The 23,059-nt window shown below is 72.6% G+C and carries 26 protein-coding genes; 23 read left to right on the top strand and 3 right to left on the bottom strand.

Annotation, left to right across the window (positions count from 1 at the left end):
• The first annotated feature begins 12 nt into the window (after positions 1-12).
• Positions 13-1,344, top strand: a complete 1,332-nt coding sequence (locus BLQ67_RS02355) for a M16 family metallopeptidase (RefSeq protein ID WP_092502090.1) — start codon at positions 13-15, stop codon at positions 1,342-1,344.
• 124 nt (positions 1,345-1,468) lie between these two features.
• Positions 1,469-2,071: a histidine phosphatase family protein gene (locus BLQ67_RS02350; RefSeq protein WP_092502088.1), complete on the top strand. Its 603-nt coding sequence runs from the start codon at positions 1,469-1,471 to the stop codon at positions 2,069-2,071.
• Positions 2,072-2,102: 31 nt separating this feature from the next.
• Here the strand turns inward: BLQ67_RS02350 and BLQ67_RS02345 are convergent, their stop codons facing one another.
• Positions 2,103-2,570 (bottom strand): GNAT family N-acetyltransferase, encoded by a 468-nt coding sequence (locus BLQ67_RS02345; RefSeq protein WP_092502086.1) that lies wholly within the window; start codon positions 2,568-2,570, stop codon positions 2,103-2,105.
• Between the two features lie 54 nt (positions 2,571-2,624).
• Between BLQ67_RS02345 and BLQ67_RS02340 the strand changes: the two genes are divergently transcribed.
• The 4 genes from BLQ67_RS02340 to BLQ67_RS02325 are packed head-to-tail and all read left to right on the top strand — an operon-like array spanning position 2,625 to position 5,144.
• Positions 2,625-3,329 (top strand): 4-hydroxy-tetrahydrodipicolinate reductase, encoded by a 705-nt coding sequence (locus tag BLQ67_RS02340; RefSeq protein ID WP_092502084.1) that lies wholly within the window; start codon positions 2,625-2,627, stop codon positions 3,327-3,329.
• Complete coding sequence (locus tag BLQ67_RS02335; RefSeq protein WP_331711985.1) at positions 3,326-3,757, top strand: hypothetical protein; 432 nt, start codon at positions 3,326-3,328, stop codon at positions 3,755-3,757. Before BLQ67_RS02340 ends, BLQ67_RS02335 begins: the two co-directional genes overlap by 4 nt.
• A gap of 50 nt (positions 3,758-3,807) precedes the next feature.
• Positions 3,808-4,605, top strand: a complete 798-nt coding sequence (locus BLQ67_RS02330) for a thymidylate synthase (protein WP_092502082.1) — start codon at positions 3,808-3,810, stop codon at positions 4,603-4,605.
• A gap of 8 nt (positions 4,606-4,613) precedes the next feature.
• Complete coding sequence (locus tag BLQ67_RS02325) at positions 4,614-5,144, top strand: dihydrofolate reductase (protein WP_092502080.1); 531 nt, start codon at positions 4,614-4,616, stop codon at positions 5,142-5,144.
• Here the strand turns inward: BLQ67_RS02325 and BLQ67_RS02320 are convergent.
• On the bottom strand, positions 5,131-5,649 hold the full coding sequence (locus BLQ67_RS02320) for a GNAT family N-acetyltransferase (protein WP_092502078.1): 519 nt from the start codon (positions 5,647-5,649) through the stop codon (positions 5,131-5,133). The genes BLQ67_RS02325 and BLQ67_RS02320 overlap by 14 nt on opposite strands.
• Positions 5,650-5,681: 32 nt before the next feature.
• Here BLQ67_RS02320 and dapA point away from each other — a divergent pair, with 32 nt between their 5' ends.
• The 17 genes from dapA (at position 5,682) to dapF (ending at position 22,424) form a co-directional block, all read left to right on the top strand.
• Positions 5,682-6,653: a 4-hydroxy-tetrahydrodipicolinate synthase gene (gene dapA / locus BLQ67_RS02315; protein ID WP_231945134.1), complete on the top strand. Its 972-nt coding sequence runs from the start codon at positions 5,682-5,684 to the stop codon at positions 6,651-6,653.
• A gap of 16 nt (positions 6,654-6,669) precedes the next feature.
• The gene (locus tag BLQ67_RS02310; protein WP_092502074.1) at positions 6,670-8,343 is read left to right on the top strand and encodes a ribonuclease J; all 1,674 of its coding nucleotides are present in this window, start codon (positions 6,670-6,672) and stop codon (positions 8,341-8,343) included.
• A 117-nt stretch (positions 8,344-8,460) separates the two neighbouring features.
• Positions 8,461-9,648 carry an efflux RND transporter periplasmic adaptor subunit gene (locus BLQ67_RS02305; protein ID WP_197674623.1) on the top strand — a complete coding sequence of 396 codons (1,188 nt, stop codon included), beginning with the start codon at positions 8,461-8,463 and terminating at the stop codon, positions 9,646-9,648.
• Positions 9,645-10,349, top strand: a complete 705-nt coding sequence (locus BLQ67_RS02300; RefSeq protein ID WP_092502072.1) for an ABC transporter ATP-binding protein — start codon at positions 9,645-9,647, stop codon at positions 10,347-10,349. The genes BLQ67_RS02305 and BLQ67_RS02300 overlap by 4 nt, the downstream gene beginning before the upstream one ends.
• A complete protein-coding gene (locus tag BLQ67_RS02295) occupies positions 10,346-11,551 on the top strand; it encodes an ABC transporter permease (protein WP_092502070.1) in 1,206 nt (401 codons plus the stop codon). The genes BLQ67_RS02300 and BLQ67_RS02295 overlap by 4 nt, the downstream gene beginning before the upstream one ends.
• A gap of 99 nt (positions 11,552-11,650) precedes the next feature.
• Positions 11,651-14,359: an FtsK/SpoIIIE family DNA translocase gene (locus BLQ67_RS02290; protein ID WP_092502068.1), complete on the top strand. Its 2,709-nt coding sequence runs from the start codon at positions 11,651-11,653 to the stop codon at positions 14,357-14,359.
• Between the two features lie 29 nt (positions 14,360-14,388).
• Entirely contained in the window at positions 14,389-14,994 is a 606-nt protein-coding gene (pgsA, locus tag BLQ67_RS02285; RefSeq protein ID WP_092502066.1) for a CDP-diacylglycerol--glycerol-3-phosphate 3-phosphatidyltransferase, read from the top strand.
• Positions 14,991-15,494: a CinA family protein gene (locus BLQ67_RS02280; protein WP_092502064.1), complete on the top strand. Its 504-nt coding sequence runs from the start codon at positions 14,991-14,993 to the stop codon at positions 15,492-15,494. Before pgsA ends, BLQ67_RS02280 begins: the two co-directional genes overlap by 4 nt.
• A gap of 107 nt (positions 15,495-15,601) precedes the next feature.
• A complete protein-coding gene (locus BLQ67_RS02275; protein ID WP_092502062.1) occupies positions 15,602-15,931 on the top strand; it encodes a helix-turn-helix domain-containing protein in 330 nt (109 codons plus the stop codon).
• A gap of 74 nt (positions 15,932-16,005) precedes the next feature.
• On the top strand, positions 16,006-16,227 hold the full coding sequence (locus tag BLQ67_RS02270) for a DUF3046 domain-containing protein (RefSeq protein ID WP_092502060.1): 222 nt from the start codon (positions 16,006-16,008) through the stop codon (positions 16,225-16,227).
• Positions 16,228-16,473: 246 nt separating this feature from the next.
• The gene (gene recA, locus BLQ67_RS02265; protein ID WP_092502058.1) at positions 16,474-17,529 is read left to right on the top strand and encodes a recombinase RecA; all 1,056 of its coding nucleotides are present in this window, start codon (positions 16,474-16,476) and stop codon (positions 17,527-17,529) included.
• A complete protein-coding gene (locus tag BLQ67_RS02260; RefSeq protein WP_092502056.1) occupies positions 17,526-18,032 on the top strand; it encodes a regulatory protein RecX in 507 nt (168 codons plus the stop codon). The genes recA and BLQ67_RS02260 overlap by 4 nt, the downstream gene beginning before the upstream one ends.
• A 57-nt stretch (positions 18,033-18,089) precedes the next feature.
• A complete protein-coding gene (locus BLQ67_RS02255; protein WP_092502054.1) occupies positions 18,090-18,512 on the top strand; it encodes a hypothetical protein in 423 nt (140 codons plus the stop codon).
• Between the two features lie 131 nt (positions 18,513-18,643).
• Positions 18,644-19,129, top strand: a complete 486-nt coding sequence (locus BLQ67_RS02250; protein WP_092502052.1) for a hypothetical protein — start codon at positions 18,644-18,646, stop codon at positions 19,127-19,129.
• 64 nt (positions 19,130-19,193) lie between these two features.
• Complete coding sequence (miaB, locus tag BLQ67_RS02245) at positions 19,194-20,669, top strand: tRNA (N6-isopentenyl adenosine(37)-C2)-methylthiotransferase MiaB (RefSeq protein ID WP_092502050.1); 1,476 nt, start codon at positions 19,194-19,196, stop codon at positions 20,667-20,669.
• On the top strand, positions 20,669-21,565 hold the full coding sequence (miaA, locus tag BLQ67_RS02240) for a tRNA (adenosine(37)-N6)-dimethylallyltransferase MiaA (protein ID WP_092502048.1): 897 nt from the start codon (positions 20,669-20,671) through the stop codon (positions 21,563-21,565). The genes miaB and miaA overlap by 1 nt, the downstream gene beginning before the upstream one ends.
• A 10-nt stretch (positions 21,566-21,575) precedes the next feature.
• Positions 21,576-22,424, top strand: a complete 849-nt coding sequence (gene dapF, locus BLQ67_RS02235) for a diaminopimelate epimerase (protein ID WP_092502046.1) — start codon at positions 21,576-21,578, stop codon at positions 22,422-22,424.
• A gap of 12 nt (positions 22,425-22,436) precedes the next feature.
• On the opposite strand, the gene BLQ67_RS02230 is transcribed toward dapF, so the two are convergent.
• Positions 22,437-23,036 (bottom strand): class I SAM-dependent methyltransferase, encoded by a 600-nt coding sequence (locus BLQ67_RS02230; protein ID WP_092502044.1) that lies wholly within the window; start codon positions 23,034-23,036, stop codon positions 22,437-22,439.
• Positions 23,037-23,059 lie beyond the last annotated feature (23 nt).

Here is a 23,059-nt window from a genome sequence, read left to right as displayed (position 1 = left end):
AGGCTGGGGAGCATGTCTGCCCCCGTGCCGCTGCCGCTCGAGTCCCCGGACACCACCATCGCCGCATCGGGCGGTGCGCTCGTGCGCCGCACGGTGCTGCCGACGGGCCTGCGCGTGCTGAGCGAGCACGTGCCGGGCGCGTCGAGCGTCACGGTGGGCTTCTGGGTGCCGGTCGGCTCGCGCGACGAGCAGCCCGTCACGTACGGCTCGACGCACTTCCTCGAGCACCTGCTCTTCAAGGGCACGCAGCGCCGCACGGCCTTCGACATCGCCGTCGCGTTCGACGCCGTCGGCGGCGAGCACAACGCGCTCACCGCCAAGGAGCACACCTGCTACTACGCGAAGGTGCGCGACCGCGACCTTCCGATGGCCGTCGAGGTGCTCACCGACATGGTCACGTCGTCGCTGCTCGACGTCGACGAGTTCGAGAGCGAGCGCGGCGTCATCCTCGAGGAGCTCGCGATGGCCGACGACGACCCGGGCGACGTCGCCGGCGAGCTCGTCGCGCGCCTCGTCTACGGCGACCACGCGCTCGGCCGGCCCATCGGCGGCACGAAGGAGACCATCAAGGCCGTGTCGCGCGACGACGTCGCCGCGCACTACCGCGAGCACTACCGCGCACGCGACCTCGTCGTGACGGTCGCGGGCGCCGTCGACCACGACGAGCTCGTCGCGCTCGTGCAGCGGGCGCTCGCCGACTGCGGCTGGTCCGACGAGGCGGCGACGCCCCGTGCGCGTCGCGTCACCGACGCCGCGACGATCTCGGGCGGCGGCATCGAGGTCATCGACCGCCCGCTCGAGCAGGTCAACCTCATGATCGGCATGCCGGGCCTGCTCGCCTCCGACCGGCGTCGCACCCACATGTCGGTGATGAACACCGTGCTCGGCGCCGGCATGTCGTCGCGCCTCTTCCAGGAGGTGCGCGAGCGCCGCGGCCTGGCGTACTCGGTGTACTCGTACTCGTCGCTGTACTCGGATGCGGGCTCGTTCGGCATGTACGCGGGCTGCACGCCAGCGAAGGCGGGCGAGGTCGCGCGCATCATGCTCGGCGAGCTCGACCGTCTCGCGGCCGACGGCGTGACCGACGAGGAGCTGCTGCGCGCGAAGGGGCAGATCGCCGGCGCGAGCGCGCTCGCGCTCGAGGACTCGGACTCGCGCATGTCGCGCCTCGGCCGATCCGAGCTGACGATGGGCGAGTTCGCCGACCTCGACACCGTGCTGGCCCTCGTCGACCGCGTCACGCCCGACGACGTGCGCGCCATCGCCGCGGAGCTCGCGGGAGGCCGCCGCTCGGTCGCCGCCGTCGGTCCCGTGCGCGCCGACGCGTTCGCCGGGCTCGCCTGACGCGAGCGCCTCGGGCGCATCCGGCCCGCATGCACGTCACCCTGGGCGATCCGCACGGGTCGCGCGGGTAGGGTGTGCGAGGTCGTTCGCGCGACGGAGCGCGAGCAGCGAAGGAAGGATCGACGTGCCGCATCATCTGTACCTCGTCCGTCACGGCGAGCAGCAGGATGCCGAGCACGGCGTCGAGGACGGGCCCCTGTCGGCACGCGGCGTGCGCCAGGCGCATCTCGTGGCCGACCGCCTCAGCGGCGTCGGCTTCACCGAGGCGTACCACTCGCCGCTCGTGCGCGCCGAGCACACGGCGCGCGTCATGCACGAGCGGCTGCCCGCGACGGAGTTCTCGCCCCACGCCCTGCTCATGGACTGCATCCCGTCTGGCGTCGACCCCGAGATGCCGCATTCGTACCAGTCGTTCTTCTCGGGCGTCACCGACGCCGAGGTCGAGGCGGGCAAGGCGCAGATGGCCGACGCGGTCGAGCAGTGGCTCACGCCGCGCGGCGAGCGCAGCGACGTGCTGCTCGTGACCCACAACTTCGTCATCGGCTGGTTCGTGCGGCACGTGCTCGACGCGCCGGACTGGAAGTGGATGACGCTGAACCAGGCGAACGGCGGCCTCACGGTCATCCACATGCGCGCGGGGCGTCCGCCGCAGCTGCTGTGCCACAACGACCTGGGCCACCTGCCCGTCGAGCTGCGCACGGGCATGCCGACGGCGCTGCCGGTCTGACCGGATCCGCCCGGGATCGGGCGCGCGAGCGTCAGACGCGCTTGCGGAACCAGGCGTTCGCGTTGGGGTTGTCGTTGAACGGCTCGACGCGCTGGAAGCCCGCGGCGAGGTAGAGGCCGCCTGCCGCTGCGAGGGAGTCGTTCGTGTCGAGCACGACGTCGGTCGCGCCCAGCGCGATCGCCCGCTGCTCGAGCGCGGCGAGCAGGGTCTTGCCGACGCCGTGGCCGCGCGCGGCGGGGGAGGCGAAGAGATGCTTGACCTCGAACCACGTGCCCTCGTCGGAGGGGATGCGGCGCACGCCGCCGACGCCGACGGGCGCGCCGTCGAGCTGCGCGACGAGCAGCGCGCCGTTCGGGGGCGTCAGCTGCTCGGTCGGCGCCGTCTTCGGCTGGTACGGCCGCGAGTCGTCGGCCCAGGTCGCGACCCGATCGGCGATGTACGCGTCGAGCAGGGCGCGGGCGTCGGCGTCGTCGGGGGAGGCGTCGTGGAGCGTGAGCACGTGGCCACGCTAGCGCCGTCCTGGCGGGCCACCGTGCGCCGGTAGGCTCGGCTCATGCTGCGCGTGGGCGTCCTCGGTGCGAGCGGACGGCTCGGCGCCGCCGCCGTTGCCGCCATCGACTCGGCCGACGACCTCGAGGTCGTCGAGCTCGACCCGCGGGGAGGCCTCGAGCTCGCGAACGTCGACGTCGCGTTCGACGCGACGATCCTCGCCGCGTCCGAGCGCATCGTCGACGCGGCGGTCGCGCAGGGCGTGCCGATCGTCGTCGGCACGAGCGGCTGGAGCGCGGCGCGCGTCGACGCGCTGCGCGACGCCGGCGCGACGGGCGTGCGCGTCGTGCCGAACTTCTCGATCGGCTCGGTCGTCGGCACGCATCTCGCGACGATCGCGGCGCGCCACCTCGGCGCGATCGAGATCGTCGAGACGCACCACGAGCGCAAGGTGGATGCGCCGAGCGGCACCGCCGTGCGCACGGCCGAGGCCATCGGCGCCGTGCGCGCCGTCGTGGCGCCGACGCCCGACGAGCCGGGTCGCGGCACGCTCGTGGCCGGCATCCCCGTGCATGCGCTGCGCCTGCCGGGCGTGAGCGCGCGCCAGGAGGTCATCCTCGGCGGCACGGGCGAGACCCTCACGATCCGCCACGACACGCTCGGGCACGACGCGTACGCCGCCGGCATCCTGCTCGCGCTGCGCGCCGCGGCGCCCGCGGGCGTCGTCGTGGGCCTCGACGACCTCCTCGGCCTGCAGGCACCCGCGTGAGCCGCGCGTTCGCGTGGGTCATGGGCGCCGTCCTGGCGCTCTACATCGGCCTCGCCGGCTCGTGGGCCGTGCAGCTCATGGGCAGCGGCGAGCCGCTCGGCATCGGGCTCGGCATCGCGCTCGTGGTGCTCGCGGGCATCGGCGCGTGGGCGCTCGTGACCGAGCTCGTGTTCGGCGTGCAACTCGATCGGCTCGTGCGGCGGCTGGATGCGGCGGGCGGCATGCCGACGCCGCTGCCGAAGGCACCGAGCGGACGGGCCGACAAGGATGCGGCCGACGAGGCGTTCCCCGTCGCGAAGGCCGACGTCGAGGCGCATCCCGAGTCGTGGGAGTCGTGGCTGCGCCTCTCGATGGCGTACGACGCCGCCCGCGACCGTCGCCGTGCGCGCAAGGCGGCGCGCGAGGCGATCCGCCTCAGCCGCGCCTGAGGGCGCGTCGCGACCGAGCGTCGGGCGTCGGTGCCACACTGGGAGCCATCATGAGCCAGCCCTACGAGACCCTGCTCGCCGACGTCCTCGCGAACGGCGTCGCGAAGGGCGACCGCACCGGCACCGGCACGCGCAGCGTGTTCGGCCGTCAGCTCCGCTACGACCTCGCCGAGGGCTTCCCGCTCGTCACGACGAAGCGCGTGCACTTCAAGTCGGTGGCGCTCGAGCTGCTGTGGTTCCTGCGCGGCGACTCGAACGTGCGGTGGCTGCAGGAGCGCGGCGTGACGATCTGGGACGAGTGGGCGGACGCCGACGGCGACCTCGGCCCCGTGTACGGCGTGCAGTGGCGCTCGTGGCCGACGCCGTCGGGCGAGTCGATCGACCAGCTCTCCGAGCTCGTCGAGCAGATCCGCTCGAACCCCGACTCGCGCAGGCTCATCGTCTCGGCGTGGAACCCGGCCGACATCCCGTCGATGGCGCTCGCGCCGTGCCACGCGTTCTTCCAGGTCTTCGTCGCCGACGGTCGTCTGTCGCTGCAGATCTACCAGCGCTCGGCGGACATGTTCCTCGGGGTGCCGTTCAACATCGCCTCGTACGCGCTGCTCACGCACATGCTCGCGCAGCAGACGGGCCTCGAGGTGGGCGAGCTCGTGTGGACGGGCGGCGACTGCCACATCTACGACAACCACGTCGAGCAGGTCGAGCGGCAGCTGAGCCGCGAGCCGTTCGCGCTGCCCACGCTGCGGTTCGCCCGGAAGCCCGACAGCATCCTCGACTACGAGTACGACGACATCGAGGTCGTCGGCTACGAGCACCACCCGGGCATCAAGGCGCCCGTCGCCGTCTGAGGCCGACCGTGACCCAGCGAGTCGGCCTCATCTGGGCCGAGGCCCACGACCACGTCATCGGCGCGGGGGGCGACATGCCGTGGCGGCTGCCCGAGGACCTGCAGCGGTTCAAGCGCATCACGCTCGGCTCGCCCGTCGTCATGGGGCGCCGCACGTGGGAGTCGTTCGGCACGCCGCCAAGGCCCCTGCCGGGCCGCACGAACGTCGTCATCTCGCGCGACGCGTCGTACGAGGCGCAGGGCGCGACGGTCGTCGCGACGCTCGAGACCGCACTCGAGGTGGCGCGGATCGTCGCCGAGGAGGACGACGCCGAGACGATCTGGATCATCGGCGGCGGCCAGGTCTACCGGCAGGCGCTCGCGCTCGCCGACACGATCGAGCTGACCGAGATCGACGCGTCCCTCGATGGCGACACGACCGCACCCGACCTCGGCCCCGAGTGGGCCACCCTCGTGCTCGACCCCGTCGACGGCTGGCACGAGTCGAAGGGTGGCCTGCGCTACCGCTTCCGCACGCTCACGCGCGTCACGTCAGCCTGATCCAGTACCGCTCGTACGCGCCGCGCACGTCCTCGAGCTCGCCGCCGGCGGCGACGATCGTGGCGCGCGACGCCGGGTTGTCGGCGTCGCAGATGAGCAGCAGCCGGTCGATGCCCATGACACGAGCCTCGTCGATCACGAGCGCGAGCGCCGCGGTCGCGACGCCCCGGCCGCGTGCCGACGGGCGGATGCCGTATCCGACGTGCCCGCCGTCGGCGAGCAGCCAGTCGTTCAGCTCGTGGCGCAGGTGAATCGACCCGAGCACGCGCTCCGGCGCGGCGTCGTCGACGATCCAGAACACCGTCGCGGGCACGAAGCCGTCCTGCCCCTCCGTGCGCTGCGCCACCTCGCGCGCGAGCCAACGGTCGAACGTCGCCGAATCGGCCAGCGCATCCGCCTCGAAGCCGAACGTCGCGTAGCCGTGCAGCGTCGCGCCGGCGAACTCCCGCACGCTCTCGAGCCACGAGTCGCGGCGGTCGTGAGCGGGCAGCACGAGGGCGATCATGCGGCGACGCTACCCGCGATAGCCTGGTGGGCGTGATCCACAACCCCTTCGGCCAGGTCCTGGTCGCCCTCGTCACGCCGCTGCAGGCCGACGGAGAGGTCGACTGGCCGGGCGTCGAGCGACTCATCGACGACGTCGTGACCCAGGGTGCCGACGGCATCGTCGTCTCGGGCACCACCGGCGAGACGTCGACGCTCACCGACCCCGAGAAGATCAAGCTCGTCGAGGTCGCGAAGTCGGTGGCCGGCAACCGGGCGAAGATCATCCAGGGCGGTGGCTCGAACGAGACCGCCCACGCGATCGACCTGTACCGCCAGGCCGAGCAGGCCGGCGCCGACGGCGTCATGATCGTGACCCCCTACTACAACAAGCCGACGCAGGCGGGCCTGCTCACGCACTTCCGCATGATCGCGGACGCGACCGACCTGCCCGTCATCCTCTACGACATCCCCGGCCGCACCGGCGTGCCGATCCGGTACGAGACGATCCTGCGCGCCGCGAAGCACCCGAACATCCTCGCCGTGAAGGACGCCAAGGGCGACCTCGCCGAGGTGAGCCGCGTGCTCAACCAGACCGACCTGCTCTACTTCTCCGGCGACGACGCCATGGTGCTGCCGCACCTGGCGGTGGGCGCCGTGGGACTCATCGGCGTGACGGCGAACATCGCCCCACGCCCCTACCGCACGATCATCGACGCCGTGAACGCCGGCGACCTGCACACCGCGCAGGCGCAGCACAAGGCGCTCGAGCCGCTCGTGCGAGCGACCATGACGCACGTGCCTGGCACGGTCGCGACCAAGTACATCCTGCACGCGCTCGGCCGCATCGGCTCGCCGCGCGTGCGCCTGCCGCTCGTCGGTCCCGAGGACTCCGAGGCAGCGCTCATCGAGGACGAGATCGCGCTGGTGCGCGACATCGACGGCCTCGACCTCTCCCGCTTCCGGCCCGACCGGAACGCGGCTGCGGGTGGCGCGCTGCCGAAGGTCCACGGCACGACGCGCTGACACCACGAGGAGGCCCATGACGGCCATCGCACAGCCGGCTCCGCTCGAGCCCGGCACCCTTCGCATCATCCCGCTCGGCGGCCTCGGCGAGGTCGGCCGCAACATGACGGTCTTCGAGATCGACGGTCGTCTGCTCATCGTCGACTGCGGCGTGCTCTTCCCCGAGGAGCACCAGCCGGGCGTCGACCTGATCCTGCCCGACTTCGGACCCATCCGAGACCGCCTCGACGACGTCGAGGCCGTCGTGCTCACGCACGGTCACGAGGACCACATCGGCGCCGTGCCGTACCTGCTGAAGCTGCGCCAGGACATCCCGCTCATCGGCTCGCAGCTCACGCTCGCGCTCGTCGAGGCGAAGCTCAAGGAGCACCGCATCAAGCCCTACACGCACACGGTGCGCGAGGGCGAGACCGAGCAGCTCGGGCCGTTCGGCCTCGAGTTCGTCGCCGTGAACCACTCGATCCCGGACGCGCTGGCCGTCGCGATCCGCACGAAGGCCGGCATGGCGCTCGTGACGGGCGACTTCAAGATGGACCAGCTGCCGCTCGACGACCGCATCACCGACCTCCGCGCGTTCGCCCGCCTCGGCGAGGAGGGCGTGGATGCGTTCCTCGTCGACTCGACGAACGCCGACGTGCCGGGCTTCACCGCGCCCGAGCGGGGCATCGGCCCCGTGCTCGAGCAGGTCATCGCCGCGACCCAGGGCAAGGTCGTCGTGGCGTCGTTCTCGAGCCACGTGCACCGCGTGCAGCAGGTGCTCGACGCCGCCCACGCGCACGGCCGCCGCGTCGCGTTCATGGGGCGCTCGATGGTGCGCAACATGGGCATCGCCGCCGACCTCGGCTACCTCACGGTGCCCGAGGGCGTGCTCATCGACGCCAAGAAGGCGCACGACCTGCCCGAGTCGAAGATCGTCTTCATGTCGACGGGCTCGCAGGGCGAGCCCATGGCCGTGCTGTCGCGCATCGCGAACGGCGAGCACCAGATCGTGGTGGGGGAGCGCGACACCGTCATCCTCGCGTCGAGCCTCATCCCGGGCAACGAGAACGCCGTCTACCGCGTCATCAACGGCCTCATGAAGCTCGGCGCCAACGTGGTGCACAAGGGCAACGCCAAGGTGCACGTCTCGGGCCACGCCTCGGCCGGCGAGCTCCTGTACTGCTACAACATCCTCGGCCCGCGCAACGTCATCCCCGTGCACGGCGAGTTCCGCCACCTGCACGCGGCCGCGTCGCTCGCGCGCCAGACGGGCGTGCCGACCGAGCGTGCGTTCGTCGGCGAGAACGGCACCGTCTGGGACATGAAGGACGGCGACATCCGCGTCGCCGGCCAGGTCGAGATCGGCTTCGTCTACGTCGACGGCTCGTCGGTGGGTCGCCTCGACGACGCCGACCTCAAGGACCGCCGCACCCTCGCCGAGGAGGGCTTCATCTCGATCTTCGTCGCGATCGAGACCCAGACGGGCAAGTGCGTCGTCGGCCCCGAGATCCACGCGCGCGGCTTCGCCGAGGACGACTCGATCTTCGACGAGATCCGCCCGAAGATCGTGAAGGCGCTCGAGGAGGCCGCCGGCCAGGGCGTGCGCGACACGCACCAGTTCTCGCAGACCGTGCGCCGCACCGTCGGTCGCTGGGTGGGCACGCGCATCCGCCGCCGGCCGATGATCGTGCCCGTCGTCATCGAGGCCTGACCCGGCCGTGACCGAAGCGTGACCCGTTCTCGTCCGTACGGATGAGGCGGGCTCGCAGGGCGCGCCCATAGCCTCGCTCCTGGCCCGCCGAACGCGCGTGCCAGGAGCGAGGCGAGCATGAGCGCTGACGACGGTCGGATCGACGAGGCGGATGGGGCGACGACGCCCGAGGACCGGCCGCAGCACGCGGCCGACGATCGCCGGGCCGCCGCGGCCCAGCGCCGCCTCGAGGCCGCAGAGCGCAAGGCCTCGAAGCGGGCCGAGCGGCAGTCGCGCGGGCCGGGCGTGTGGCGCACGGTCGTGTGGCCCGTGCTGCGCCTCGCGGTCTTCGCCGTCATCGCCGTCGCGCTCGTGAAGGTCGCGTTCTTCCCCGACGCGTCGGCGTCGGAGGCGGGCGTCGACCTGCCGCCGACGGCGTCGATGGAGGAGCCGCTCGTCGCCGCCACCGTCGGCACGGTGCGCAACGACCTGTCGCTGACGGGCCAGGTGCTGCCCGACGACGCCGTGGCGGTGCGCTCGACGCAGACCGGCACGGTGTCGCGCATCCTCGCGTCGAACGGCCAGGGCGTCTCGGCGGGCAGCGAGCTGTACGTCGTGCGCGTCGAGACGCAGCCGACGCAGCCGAACGCCGACGGATCGCTGCCGGCCCCGACGGTGCGGCTCTTCACGATCACGTCGCCCGCGGCGGGCGTGCTGACGGGCTTCGAGGTGCTGCTGAACCAGGAGCTGCAGGTGGGCACCGAGACGGGCTCGGTCCAGCCGGCGACGTTCCACGTCGACGCGCCGCTCACGGCGCAGGAGCAGTACCGCCTCACGACGCAGCCGACCGAGGCGCAGGTGCAGATCCCCGGCGGCCCCGCGCCGTTCACGTGCACGGGCCTGCAGGTGCTGCAGCCGTCGACGGGCTCGGGCGGCGGCACGCCCGGCGGCGAGGGGTCGGCCGGCGTCTCGACGGCGACGGCACGCTGCCAGGTGCCCGCCGAGGTGCGCGTCTTCTCGGGCCTCGCGGCCGACGTGACGATCGCGGGCGGCGTCGCCGAGAACGTGCTCACGCTGCCGACGACCGCGGTGCTCGGCAGCGCCGACACCGGCCGCGTCGTGCGCATCGGCGCCGACGGCGCGCAGGAGGAGGTGCAGGTCGAGCTGGGCCTCACCGACGGCCAGGTCATCGAGATCCGCAGCGGCCTCGCCGACGGCGAGCAGGTCATGCAGTTCGTGCCGGGCGGCGAGCCGCTCGACGACCCGTGCGCCGACCCCATGTCGATGACGTACGACCCGATCGCGTGCGGCGAGGTCGTGCCGTGACGCTGCTGTCGCTCGAGGGCGTCACGCGCCACGTCGCCCTGCCCGACGCGCCGCCGCTGCAGATCCTGCGCGGCATCGACCTCGAGGTGGATGCGGGCGATCGCGTCTCGATCGTGGGCCGGTCGGGCTCGGGCAAGTCGACCCTGCTCAACATCCTCGGCCTGCTCGACCAGCCGACGACCGGCAGGATGCGCTTCGACGACGAGCCCGTGCTGCTCATGTCCGCGCGCCGTCGAGACCGGCTCCGGGCCCTCGCGGTCGGGTTCGTCTTCCAGCAGTTCCACCTCATCGAGGGGCTCACGGCGCTCGAGAACGTGCAGATGCCGCTGCTGTACGGCTCGGGCACGCACTTCTGGCGTCGCGATCGGCTCGCGCGCGACATGCTCGACCGCGTCTCGCTCGGCCACCGCGCCGACTCGCAGGTGACGACGCTGTCGGGCGGCGAGCAGCAGCGCGTCGCGATCGCTCGTGCGCTCGTGCGCTCGCCGCGCCTCATCCTCGCCGACGAGCCCACGGGCGCCCTCGACCTCGAGACGGGCGCCCAGATCATGGATCTGCTCGAGTCCGTGGCGCGCGACTCGCAGGCGGCGCTCGTCACGATCACGCACGACGTCAACGTCGCGGCGCGCGCCGAGCGCATGCACCGCCTCGATGCCGGCGTGCTGTCGCCGGCCGAGCAGGTCGCGGAGGTCGCCGCATGAGGGTGATCGCAGCGACGTTCGTCGAGGCGGTCGCGCAGCTGCGCATCCACCGCGTGCGCGTGATGCTGAGCCTCGTCGGCGTCGCCGTCGCGGTCGCGGCCCTCACGGCGTCGGTCGCGATGGGCGACATCGTGCGGCAGACGTCGATCGAGTCGATGGAGCAGTCGTCGGGACGTCCCGCGACGTTCGGCTTCTCGGCGTACTCGCTCGAGGGCGACCCGATCGACGCCGACGCGCTCGTCGAGGAGGCCGAGGCGATCGCCGAGCGGTACGACATCCGCTACATGAGCCCCGTGACGTACCTCGGCGGCTCCGTGCAGCTCGGCGACGTGCGCACCGACGCCCAGGTGATGGGCGTGGGCGTCGACTACCAGGCGATGCATCGCGTCGAGGTGACCGACGGGCGCTGGTTCGTCGAGTCGGACGCCGAGCGGCTCGCGCCACCCGTGGTCGTGAACCAGTACGTCATGGACATGCTCGGGTTCGCGTCGGCCGCGCAGCACCCGACGATCGCGTTGCCCGACGGGCGCACGGCGGTCGTCGTCGGCGTCATCGACAGCCCGATGTACCAGGGGTGGCCGTACCTGTGGGCGCTGCCGGACACGGCGGCGGCCATCTCGGGCGCCGACCCCGCGTACGCGCAGCCGACGATCGAGATGTGGGTGCCCGAGGAGTCGGCGGATGCCGTGCAGACGATGGTCACGCGCGACCTGCAGGGCGCCTTCCCCGACGCGCAGGTCGACTCGTACCGACAGGACTACGCGGCGTACTTCGACGAGGCGGGCGACCCGACGGCGTTCGTGCAGCAGATCCTGCTGGGCATCTCGGGCGTCGTGCTGCTGCTGGGCGCGCTGAGCCTCGTGAACATCGCGGTCATCACCGTGCGGCATCGCGTGCGCGAGCTCGGCATCCGCCGAGCGTTCGGCGCGAGCCTGTCGCGCGTGTTCGTCGGCGTCATGCTCGAGTCCGTCGTCGGCACCGTCGTGGCCGGCGTCGTCGGCATCATGGTCGTCGTCCTCGCGTACCGGCTGCTGCTCGTCGAGCAGGTCATCCCGCTCGGCCTGCCGGGCGACCTGCCCGCCTTCCCCGTGTGGGCGGCGATCGTGGGCCTCGCGGTCGCGACGGCCGTCGGCGCGATCGCCGGCATCATCCCGGCCGTCGTCGCCGTGCGGTCGAAGGTCATCGACGCCATCCGGTTCTGATGCGTCGCACGCGCCGTCTGCCGCGCCACGACCGGGGAGTCGTGGCGCGGCACGGTGCGCCTCACGGGCTGCGCGCCGCCTCGCGGCTACCGTGACGCCATGGCCACCACGAAGCCGACGCGCACGCCTGCCGCCAAGCGCGCGACCTCGAAGACGCAGTCCTCGAAGACGTCCTCGCGCAGCACGTCGTCGACGCGTGCGCAGACGAAGGTCCTGCCCGCCGCCGAGGAGCGCCCCGGAGCGCTCGCACGTGCCTGGATGGGGCTCGCGCACCTCACGGGCGGCGCCGCCCGCGTCTTCGGTCGCGAGTCGCTCGCGAAGGAGGAGCGCCGCGACGGCGTGCCGTTCCTGCTGACGCTGCTCGCGATCGCCGGCGGCGTCGTCGAGTGGATCCTGCCTGCCAACCCCGTCACGGGCGCGCTGAGCGACTACACGTTCGGCGGCCTGCTGGGGCAGGTCGCGCTCGCGCTGCCCGTCGTGCTGGCGCTGCTGGCGCTGTGGATGTTCCGCCACCCCGCGTCGGTCGCCGACAACGGCCGCGTCGGCGTGGGCCTCGTCATGCTGCTCGTGTCCGTCGCGACGCTGTGCCACGTCACGCTCGGCGCGCCGCAGGCGTCGGCGGGCCTGCCCGCGGTCTCGACGGCCGGCGGCATCCTCGGCTGGCTCGTCGCGACCCCGATCGCGGCGCTCATCCAGCTGCCCGGCGCCGGCGTCGTCGCGGCGCTGCTCATCGCCGTCTCGATCCTCGTCATCACGGCGACGCCGCCGAACCGCATCGTGCAGCGCGTCGGCGACCTGTACCGCTACCTGTTCGGCATGGACCCCGAGACGGAGGACGAGCGCGAGCGCCGCCGTGCCGAGCGCCTCGCGGCCCGCGCCGAGCGCGAGGGCGACACCGAGGAGGGCGGCGACGACGAGTCCCTGCCGTTCTGGCGCCGCAACGCGACGGGCCGCGAGGTCGACCCCGCGTACGACACCCCCGTCATGGTCGACCGTGGCACGGGCGAGCTCACGGGCCCCGCACCCATCGCCGCCTCCGACGACGCGACGAGCGTGCTCGAGCAGTGGGCCGACCAGGATGCGTACGAGACCGAGGTGCTCGGGCACCTCGAGCACGCCGAGGAGGCCGTGCGCCGCATCACGGCCGAGACGCCCGCGCTCGAGCCCGAGCCCGTCGAGCCCGAGGGCATGCAGCCCCTCGCCGGCCCGCCGACCGACCGCCCGTACCGCCTGCCGAGCATCCAGTCGCTCAACCAGGGCGAGCCCGGCAAGTCGCGCTCGCAGGCGAACGACGACATGGTCGCCGCCATCACGGGCGTGCTCGACAACTTCAAGGTCGACGCCCGCGTCACGGGCTTCTCGCGCGGTCCGACCGTCACGCGCTACGAGATCGAGGTCGGCCAGGGCGTCAAGGTCGAGCGCGTCACGGCGCTCTCGAACAACCTCGCCTACGCCGTCGCCTCGAACGAGGTGCGCATCCTCGCGCCCATCCCGGGCAAGTCGGCGATCGGCGTCGAGATCCCGAACCCCGACCGCGAGACCGTGAAGCTCGGCGACGTGCTGCGCTCGAAGCGCGCCACGACGTCGACGCACCCCATGACGATCGGCATCGGCAAGGACGTCGAGGGCGGGTTCGTCGTCGCGAACCTCGCGAAGATGCCCCACCTGCTCGTCGCCGGCTCGACCGGCTCGGGCAAGTCGTCGTTCGTGAACTCGATGATCACGTCGATCCTCATGCGCGCGAAGCCGTCGGAGGTGCGCATGGTGCTCGTCGACCCCAAGCGCGTCGAGCTCACCGCCTACCAGGGCGTGCCGCACCTCATCACGCCCATCATCACGAACCCCAAGAAGGCGGCGGAGGCGCTGCAGTGGGTCGTGAAGGAGATGGACATGCGGTACGACGACCTCGCGTCGTTCGGCTTCCGCCACATCGACGACTTCAACGCCGCCGTGCGCGAGGGATCGCTCGCGCTGCCGCCGGGCAGCGAGCGCGTGCTCAAGCCGTACCCGTACCTGCTCGTCGTCGTCGACGAGCTCGCCGACCTCATGATGGTCGCGCCGCGCGACGTCGAGGACTCGATCGTGCGCATCACGCAGCTCGCGCGCGCCGCCGGCATCCACCTCGTGCTCGCGACGCAGCGCCCCTCGGTCGACGTCGTCACGGGCCTCATCAAGGCGAACGTGCCGTCGCGCTTCGCGTTCGCGGTGTCGTCGGTCACCGACTCGCGCGTCATCCTCGACCAGCCGGGCGCCGACAAGCTCATCGGCCAGGGCGACGGCCTCTTCCTGCCGATGGGCGCGTCGAAGGCCATGCGCGTGCAGGGCGCGTGGGTCGACGAGGCCGAGATCGCGCGCGTCGTGCAGCACGTCACGGGCCAGGCGCAGCCGGAGTACCGCCAGGACGTCGAGGAGGTGGCGGCGAAGAAGGAGATCGACGCCGACATCGGCGACGACCTCGAGGACCTGTGCGCCGCCGCCGAGCTCGTCATCACGACGCAGTTCGGATCGACGTCGATGCTGCAGCGCAAGCTGCGCGTGGGCTTCGCGAAGGCCGGTCGACTCATGGACCTCATGGAGAGCCGCGAGATCGTCGGCCCCTCCGAGGGCTCGAAGGCGCGCGACGTGCTCGTGCCGCCGGACGGCCTCGCGGCGGTGCTGGCGTCGCTGCGCGGCGACGCGCCGCCCGCGCCGGCGCCGCAGCGCGACCTCGTCGCCGAGGCCGAGGCGGAGGCGAACCGCGGGCTCGAGGTCGTCGAGGCCGACGGCGACGAGTCCGAGGACGCGTGGGGCCTCACGGGTCGCGACTGACGTCCTCCGCGCGGAGGTAGCCTGGACGCATGAGCATCCTGAGCCCCTGGCGCGGACGCGTGTGGGCTCGCGGCGAGACGCCGGCGTCGGTCGCGAGCGTGCCGAACCTCATCTCGGTCGTGCGCGTCGTGCTCACGCCCGTCTTCGTGTGGCTCGCGCTCCTCGGCGCCGACGACGTCGCGGTGCGCACCGTCGCGGCCGTGCTCTTCATCGTGCTCATCGCGACCGACTTCGTCGACGGGCACATCGCGCGCAGCCGCAACCTCGTCACCGACTTCGGCAAGCTCTTCGACCCCATCGCCGACAAGGCGATCACGGGCTCGGGCTTCGTCGTGCTGTCGATCCTCGGCGAGCTGCCGTGGTGGATCACGATCCTCGTGCTCGTGCGCGAGATCGGCATCACGGTGCACCGGCTCGCGATCGCGAGCGACGTCGTCATCCCGGCGACGTGGCCAGGCAAGGCGAAGACGTGGGCGCAGGCCATCGCGCTGTCGGCGGCGCTGCTGCCGCTCTCGCTGTGGCTCGGCGAGGGCGCGGCTGGCATCGTGCACGTCGTCACGATGACGATCGCCGTCATCCTCACGATCGTCTCGGGGCTCGAGTACCTCTGGCACGTGCGGCCGCGCCGCCGATGACGGCCGCCGACGTCGTGCGCCTCGCTCGCGAGGCGGGTGCGACGATCGCGGTCGCCGAGTCGCTCACGGGCGGCGCGCTCGCGAGCGCCATCGTCGACGTGCCGGGCGCCTCCGCCGTGCTGCGCCTCGGCGTCGTCGCGTACGACACGGCCATGAAGGCGGCGGTGCTGGGCGTCGACGCCGAGCTGCTCGCGCAGCGCGGCGCCGTCGACGGCGACGTCGCGGCGCAGATGGCAGCGGGTGCTCGCCTGCTCGCCGACGTCGCCGGCCCCGCGACGGTCGGCGTCGCGACGACGGGCGTCGCAGGTCCCGAGCCGCAGGACGGGCACGCGGTGGGGGAGGTGCACGTCGGCGTCGCGACCGCCGCGGGCGCCCGCTCGATCCGCCTCGACCTCGCGGGCGACCGCGCCGCGATCCGTGCCGCGACCGTCGCGGCGGCGCTCGACGCGCTCGTCGCGGAGCTCGCCGCGCATCCGCCCACGATCACAGCCCATCCATAGGCGGGTCGGGGTCCGAACCGGAATACGAGATGTGACACTGACGTTGTCAGATCTTGGCGGGGCGACAGCGGTAGGCTGGTCGTCCGCCGAGGGTGAAGGGGGATCCCATGGTGTTGCTGAGACAGGAGCTGGGCGACGTGCTGCGCGACGTTCGCCTGCAGCAGGGGCGCACGCTGCGCCAGGTCGCGTCGCGTGCTTCGGTCGCGCTCGGCTACCTCTCCGAGGTGGAGCGAGGCCAGAAGGAGGCGTCGAGCGAGATCCTCGCCGCCGTCGCAGAGGCGCTCGAGGTGCCGCTGTCGAGCATCCTGCGAGAGGTGGGTGACCGTCTCGCCGTGATGGAGGGCATCGAGGTGCCCGCGCTCGACCCCGCGCTGCAGCGCATCCCGGATGCCGTGCCCGACGAGCTCGTCCGCGAGCTGTCGTCGTTCGCCGGCTGACGCGCGCGTCGACCAGACCAGACCTTCGAGGAGGGGCCGCAGACGCGGCCCCTCTTCGCCTATCGTGAGGGACCATGCGCACGAGCGAGCTCCAGCGAGCGGTCGACGACGAGTTCGGTCGGCTCGGCGCCGTGCTGCTCGCCGACCAGGTGCTGCCCGGCCTCGACGGCCGCACGGGCCAGCAGGCGCTCGCCGACGGCGTCGCGCCGCGCGACGTGTGGCTCGCGCTGTGCGAGGCGCAGGAGGTGCCCGCGTCGCGCAGGCACGGCGCCGGTCGCCGCGCGCCGCTGCGCTGACGCGCGCACTCCGCTCGGCGCGACACGCCGCCTCCGCGTTCGAAGATTCGTTCGAACCCGTCGTACGCTGATCCCGCAGCGTTCCACAGCCCGGCGCTCTGCACAGGTGGAGCCCCGGTCGACCTCGTGTCGGCGGTCCCACCTAGCGTGATCCGGGTCAAGGAACGCCGCCGGTCACCCCGGTGGCTGCGCCCGGCCGAGCATCGGCTGCCTGTGGGCGAGCGGACACGACGAAAGGGTTCAAGGATGCCTACGCAAGCAGATCGCGAGAAGTCGCTGGAGGCGGCGCTCGCCCAGATCGACAAGCAGTTCGGCAAGGGCACGGTCATGCGCCTCGGCAGCGACGAGCGCGCACCCGTCGAGGTGATCCAGACGGGCTCGATCGCCCTCGACGTCGCGCTCGGCATCGGCGGACTCCCGCGTGGCCGCATCATCGAGATCTACGGCCCCGAGTCCTCGGGCAAGACCACGCTCACGCTCCACGCCATCGCCAACGCGCAGCGCAACGGCGGCATCGCGGCGTTCATCGACGCCGAGCACGCGCTCGACCCCGAGTACGCGAAGAAGCTCGGCGTCGACATCGACGCGCTCCTCGTCTCGCAGCCCGACACGGGCGAGCAGGCGCTCGAGATCGCCGACATGCTCGTGCGCTCGGGCTCGATCGACCTCGTCGTCATCGACTCCGTCGCGGCGCTCGTGCCGCGCGCCGAGATCGAGGGCGAGATGGGCGACAGCCACGTCGGCCTGCAGGCCCGCCTCATGTCGCAGGCGCTCCGCAAGCTCACGGGTGGCCTGAACCAGACGCAGACGACGATGATCTTCATCAACCAGCTGCGCGAGAAGATCGGCGTGTTCTTCGGCAGCCCCGAGACGACCGCCGGCGGCAAGGCGCTCAAGTTCTACGCCTCGGTGCGCCTCGACATCCGTCGCATCGAGACGCTCAAGGACGGCACCGACGCGGTCGGCAACCGCACGCGCGTCAAGGTCGTGAAGAACAAGATGGCGCCGCCCTTCAAGCAGGCGGAGTTCGACATCCTCTACGGCGTCGGCATCTCGCGCGAGGGCAGCCTCATCGACTTCGGCGTCGACCACGGCATCGTGAAGAAGTCGGGCGCCTGGTACACGTACGACGGCGACCAGCTGGGTCAGGGCAAGGAGAAGGCGCGCGAGTTCCTGCGCACCAACCCTGACATCGCCGCCGAGATCGAGACGAAGATCCTCACGAAGCTCGGCGTCGGCAAGGCTGGCGCTGCGCCCGTCGAGTCGCTCGACGAGCGTCGCGCGGAGCGCATGGGCGCATGAGGGTCGTCGACCTCGCCGAGGTGCGCGCCGCGAAGGCGCGCGCCTCGGACGAGGCGCTCGACGTCGCGCGACGCGCGCTCGGTCGTCGTGCGCTGAGCCGTGCCGAGGTCGCGAAGCGCCTCGACGAGCACGGCGTCGAGCCCGAGGATCGCGACGCCGCGCTCGAGCGTCTCGAGCAGGAGGGTGCGATCGACGATCGTGCCCTCGCGGAGTCCGTCGCCGAGCGCGTGCGCAGTCGCCGCAAGGCGGGCGCCCGCGTCGTCGAGCAGGAGCTCGCGCGTCGCGGCATCGACCAGGAGCATCGCGCTGCGCCGCCCTCCGACGACGACGAGCTCGAGCGCGCCCTCGCGCTCGCCGAGCAGCGACTGCGCCGCGGACCGATCGACGAGGTCGCCGAGCGCCGCGTCGCCGGCATGCTCGCTCGTCGAGGCTTCTCGTCGGGCATCTGCAGGCGCGCGATCGAGCAGGCGCGCGAGCGCCTCGGCGAGTCCGGGGCATGCTGAGCGCAGATTCAGCGCACGTTCACCGACGGCCCCCGTGTCGAGGGCTATGGTGACCCCATGAAGACCTCGCGCCTCCTTGCGCTGCCCGCGATCGCTGCGGCAGCTGTGCTCACGATGACCGGCTGCTTCCAGCTGCCCGGCGCCCCCACGTCCCCGGGCACCACGACCCCCGCCGACGGCGGCAGCGGCGACGGCGCGTCGACCGAGCTCGCCGGCACGAGCTGGAGCGGCGGCGACGGCGGCAACACCATGTCCTTCACGCTCAACGCCGACGGCTCGATCGACTTCTCGGAGTGGAACGACCAGGGCGGCTTCGACGTCCCCGAGGACACGTGGGTCGTGTCGGGCTCCGACGTGACGCTCACGATCACGACGAACGAGGGCAACCTCGTCTACACCGGCCCCGCCGCCACCGGCTCGATGAGCCTCACGGGCTCGGGCACGGCCGCCGGCCAGACGCTCAGCATCACGCAGGGCTGACCCCCTTCCAGATCCATCCCCACGAGGGCGGCGGGCGAGAGCCCCGTCGCCCTCGTGGCATGTCGCGTGCGGTCAGGTGACATCCACGCGGCATGCAGGAGCCGAGGGGAGCGCAAGCGTACGCTCGAGGCATGAAGCTCCCTCGCATCGCAGGCGTCGCAGCACTCGGCGCAGCGGCGATCCTCACGCTCGCCGGCTGCATCCAGCTGCCCTCCATCCCGCAGGCTCCCACCACGACGCAGCCCACCACGACCGACCCCGGCACGACGGCGCCGGCGACGTCGGCACCTGCGACCGACGCGGGCGACGCGCTCGTCGACACGCAGTGGACCGGCAGCGTCTCGGGCGTCGACGCGGGCATCGACCTCGTCTTCACGTTCGAGGCCGACGGCACCCTCTACATCACGCAGTGGAACGACCTCACGAACGTGCCGTTCGACTCCCCGAGCGACACGTGGTCGGTCGCGGGCGGCACGCTCGAGATCACGCTGTCGCAGATCGAGGACATCGACCGCATCGACCTCACGGGCGCCTACTCGGGCGGCGGCTCGCTCTCGCTGACGGGCGTCGACGGCAACGGCGCGTCGGGCTACACGGCGACCTTCACGCAGGGCTGACCGACTGCGAGACCACGAGGGGGACGGCACGGGTGCCGTCCCCCTTCGTCGTACCCTGGAGGGCATGACCAGGACGTTCGAGGTGCGCACCTTCGGCTGTCAGATGAACGTGCACGACTCCGAGCGCCTGCGCGGCTCGCTGCTCGACGCCGGCTACGCCGAGGCCGACGGCGCCGAGGCAGACCTCATCGTCATCAACACGTGCGCCGTGCGCGAGAACGCCGACACGCGCCTCTACGGCACGCTCGGCCAGCTCGCGAAGACGAAGCGCGAGCGCGACGGCTTCCAGATCGCCGTCGGCGGCTGCCTGGCGCAGAAGGATCGCGGCACGATCCTCGACAAGGCGCCGTGGGTCGACGTCGTGTTCGGCACCCACAACCTCGGCTCGCTGCCGACCCTGCTCGATCGCGCGCGCCACAACGACGAGGCGCAGATCGAGATCCTCGAGTCGCTCGAGACGTTCCCGTCGACGCTGCCCACGAAGCGCGAGTCGACGTACTCGGGCTGGGTGTCGATCTCGGTCGGCTGCAACAACACGTGCACGTTCTGCATCGTGCCGTCGCTGCGCGGCAAGGAGCGCGACCGCAGGCCCGGCGAGATCCTCGCCGAGCTCGAGGCGCTCGCTGCCGAGGGCGTCGTGGAGGTCACGCTGCTGGGCCAGAACGTGAACTCGTACGGCGTCGAGTTCGGCGATCGGCTCGCGTTCGGCAAGCTGCTGCGCGCTGCCGGCGAGATCGACGGCCTCGAGCGCATCCGCTTCACGAGCCCGCACCCCGCCGCCTTCACCGACGACGTCATCGACGCGATGGCCGAGACCGAGGCCGTCATGCCGCAGCTGCACATGCCGCTGCAGTCGGGCTCCGACCGCATCCTGAAGGCCATGCGTCGCTCGTACCGGTCGGCGCGGTTCCTCGGCATCCTCGACCGCGTGCGCGACCGCATCCCCGACGCGGCGATCACGACCGACATCATCGTCGGCTTCCCCGGCGAGACCGACGAGGACTTCGAGGACACGCTGCGCGTCGTCGAGCAGTCGCGCTTCGCGTCGGCGTTCACGTTCCAGTACTCGATCCGCCCGGGCACGCCGGCCGCGACCATGCCCGACCAGGTGCCGAAGGCCGTCGTGCAGGAGCGCTACGAGCGTCTCACGGCGCTGCAGGACCACATCAGCGCCGAGGAGAACCAGCGACAGGTCGGCCGCGTCGTCGACGTGCTCGTCGCCGCGGGCGAGGGCCGCAAGGATGCCGAGACGCACCGCATCTCCGGTCGAGCGCCCGACAACCGCCTCGTGCACCTCGTGCCCGGCGATCACGCGCTGCGCCCCGGCGACGTCGCGACGGTCGAGATCACGCGCGCCGCACCGTTCTTCCTCGAGGCCGACGCCGGCCCCGTCGCCGTGCGCCGCACGCGCGGGGGCGACGCGTGGGATCTCGCGCAGGCCGACTCGTGCGGCGTGCCCGTGCGCGCAGGCACGCCGCTGGGCGCACAGCCCGTCGGGCCCGTGCCCGTGAGCCTCGGCATGCCCACGTTGCGCGTCTGATGCTCGCGGTCGTCGGAGCGACGGGCACCGGCAAGTCGCAGCTCGCGCTCGACGTCGCCGCGGCGCTCGCCGAGCGCGGTCGTGCCGCCGAGGTCGTGAACGCGGATGCGATGCAGCTGTACCGCGGCATGGACGTGGGCACGGCGAAGCTGTCGCTCGACGAGCGGCAGGGCGTGCCGCACCACCTCATGGACGCGCTCGACGTCACGGCCGAGGCGAGCGTCGCCTGGTACCAGCCGCGGGCGCGCGAGGTGGTCGCGGCGATCGAGGCGCGCGGCGCCGTGCCGATCCTCGTGGGCGGCAGCGGGCTGTACGCGTCGAGCGTGCTGGGGCCGCTCGACTTCCCCGGCACCGACGTCGCGCTGCGCCAGCAGCTCGAGGGCGACCTCGAGCGCGACGGCGCCGCGGCGATGCACGCGCGGCTCGCGGCGGTCGACGCGCGCGCCGCCGAGGCGATCGGCCCGCACAACGGCCGCAGGCTCGTGCGCGCGCTCGAGGTCGTGACCTCGACGGGGGAGCCGTTCCCCGTGGGCCTGCCCGACGTGCTGCCCGGCACGACGATCGTGCACGTGCGCCGCGAGCGCTCTGCGCTCGTCGAGGCCCTCGACGCCCGCGTGGAGCGGATGTGGGCGCAGGGCATGCTCGACGAGGTGCGCACGCTCGTCGACGCCGGCCTCGAGCGCGGCACGACGGCGCGGGCGGCGATCGGCTACCGGCAGGCGCTCGACCAGCTGCACGGCACGATCGACGAGGCCGAGGCCATCGCGCGCACGCAGCACCTCACGCGGCGGTACGCGCGCAGGCAGGTGTCGTGGTTCCAGCGCTACCCGGCGCTCGACGTCGACGGCCCCGTCGGCGCCGAGGGCATCGCCGAGCGGCTGCTGCAGAGCCCGTAGGCTCGTCGTCGTGGTGGCGTTCGCGAAGGGACAGGGCACGGGCAACGACTTCGTGCTGCTCGTCGACCCGGCAGGCGAGCTCTCGCCGACGCCCGAGCAGGTGGTGGCGCTGTGCGACCGCCGCTTCGGCATCGGCGGCGACGGCCTCATCGTCGCGACGCGCACCGAGGCGATGCCCGAGCACGAGCGCGCGCTCGGCGGCGGCGCCGAGTGGTTCATGGACTACCGCAACGCCGACGGCAGCGTCGCCGAGATGTGCGGCAACGGCATCCGCGTCTTCGCCCGCCTGCTCGAGCAGGAGGGCCTCGCCGACGTGACGGATCTGCAGGTCGGCACGCGCGCGGGCATCAAGCACGTGCGCGCCGTCGACGGCGGATTCTCGGCCGACCTCGGTGCCGTGCGCCTCGAGGACGGCGAGCCGCTCGTGCGCGCCGCGGGTCTGCCCGTCGCGCGCCCCGGCCAGCGCGTCGACGTCGGCAACCCGCACGTCGTCGTCGCGATCGCCGACGACGCCGAGCTCGCGGCGCTCGACCTGCACACGGCGCCCGAGCTCGAGCCCGCGACGCCCGGCGGCGTCAACGTCGAGCTCGTCGTGCCGCAGGGCATCGCGGGCGACGAGGGCCGCATCCGCATGCGCGTGCACGAGCGCGGCTCGGGCGAGACGCTCTCGTGCGGCACCGGCGCGGTCGCGGCGGCGTTCGCGACGCGGCACTGGGCGGGCGGCGCGCCGAACCGCTGGCGCGTCGAGGTGCCGGGCGGGGTCGTGCACGTCGACGTCGACCAGCAGGCCGACGGCGAGCACGCGTGGCTCACGGGCCCCGCCGAGATCGTCTACCGCGGCGAGACCGCGATCCTCTGAGGGCGCGGGGGCTCAGCCCTCGACGCGCTCCACGCGCAGGATGCGGAACGTCTTCTTCGACGTCCAGCGCTCGGCCGCGAGCCCATCCTGCTCGTCGAGCCAGCGCAGCAGCGAGTCGGAGCCGAGGTGCTTCTGCACGACGAGCCACGCCTCGCCGCCGACCACGAGCCGCGGCAGCCACTCGAGCAGCAGCGCGTGCAGCTGCTGCTTGCCGATGCGGATGGGCGGGTTCGACCAGATCCCCTGGAAGCGAACATCGGGCATCTCGCCCGGCAGCGCCGCCGTCACGTTTGCTACGCTGACACGCTCGGCGTTGCGCCGGACGAGGTCCACCGCCCTCGGATTCACATCCACCGCCCACACCCGCGCCTCCGGTGCGCGGAGCGCGAGCGACAGGGCGACCGGGCCCCAGCCGGTGCCGAGGTCGAGCAGGTCGCCGGTCCGCGGCGGCTCCGGGGTCTCGTCGAGCAGCACGCTCGTGCCGACGTCGAGGCCGTCGCCCGAGAACACCCCGGGCGCCGTGAGCAGCGAGCGCTCGTGGCCGGCGAGCGTCGCGCGCACCTCGCGCGTGGGAGCGTCGCCGGAGGCGGCGGAGAAGTAGTGGTCGGTCACGCACCGACCGTAGTGGAGGGAAG

Source organism: Agrococcus jejuensis (genome assembly GCF_900099705.1).
In the GTDB taxonomy this organism is placed as follows: Bacteria; Actinomycetota; Actinomycetes; order Actinomycetales; family Microbacteriaceae; genus Agrococcus; species Agrococcus jejuensis.
The sequence above is the reverse complement of the archived record's forward strand: the minus strand, read 5'-3'. Positions and strand labels throughout refer to the sequence as shown.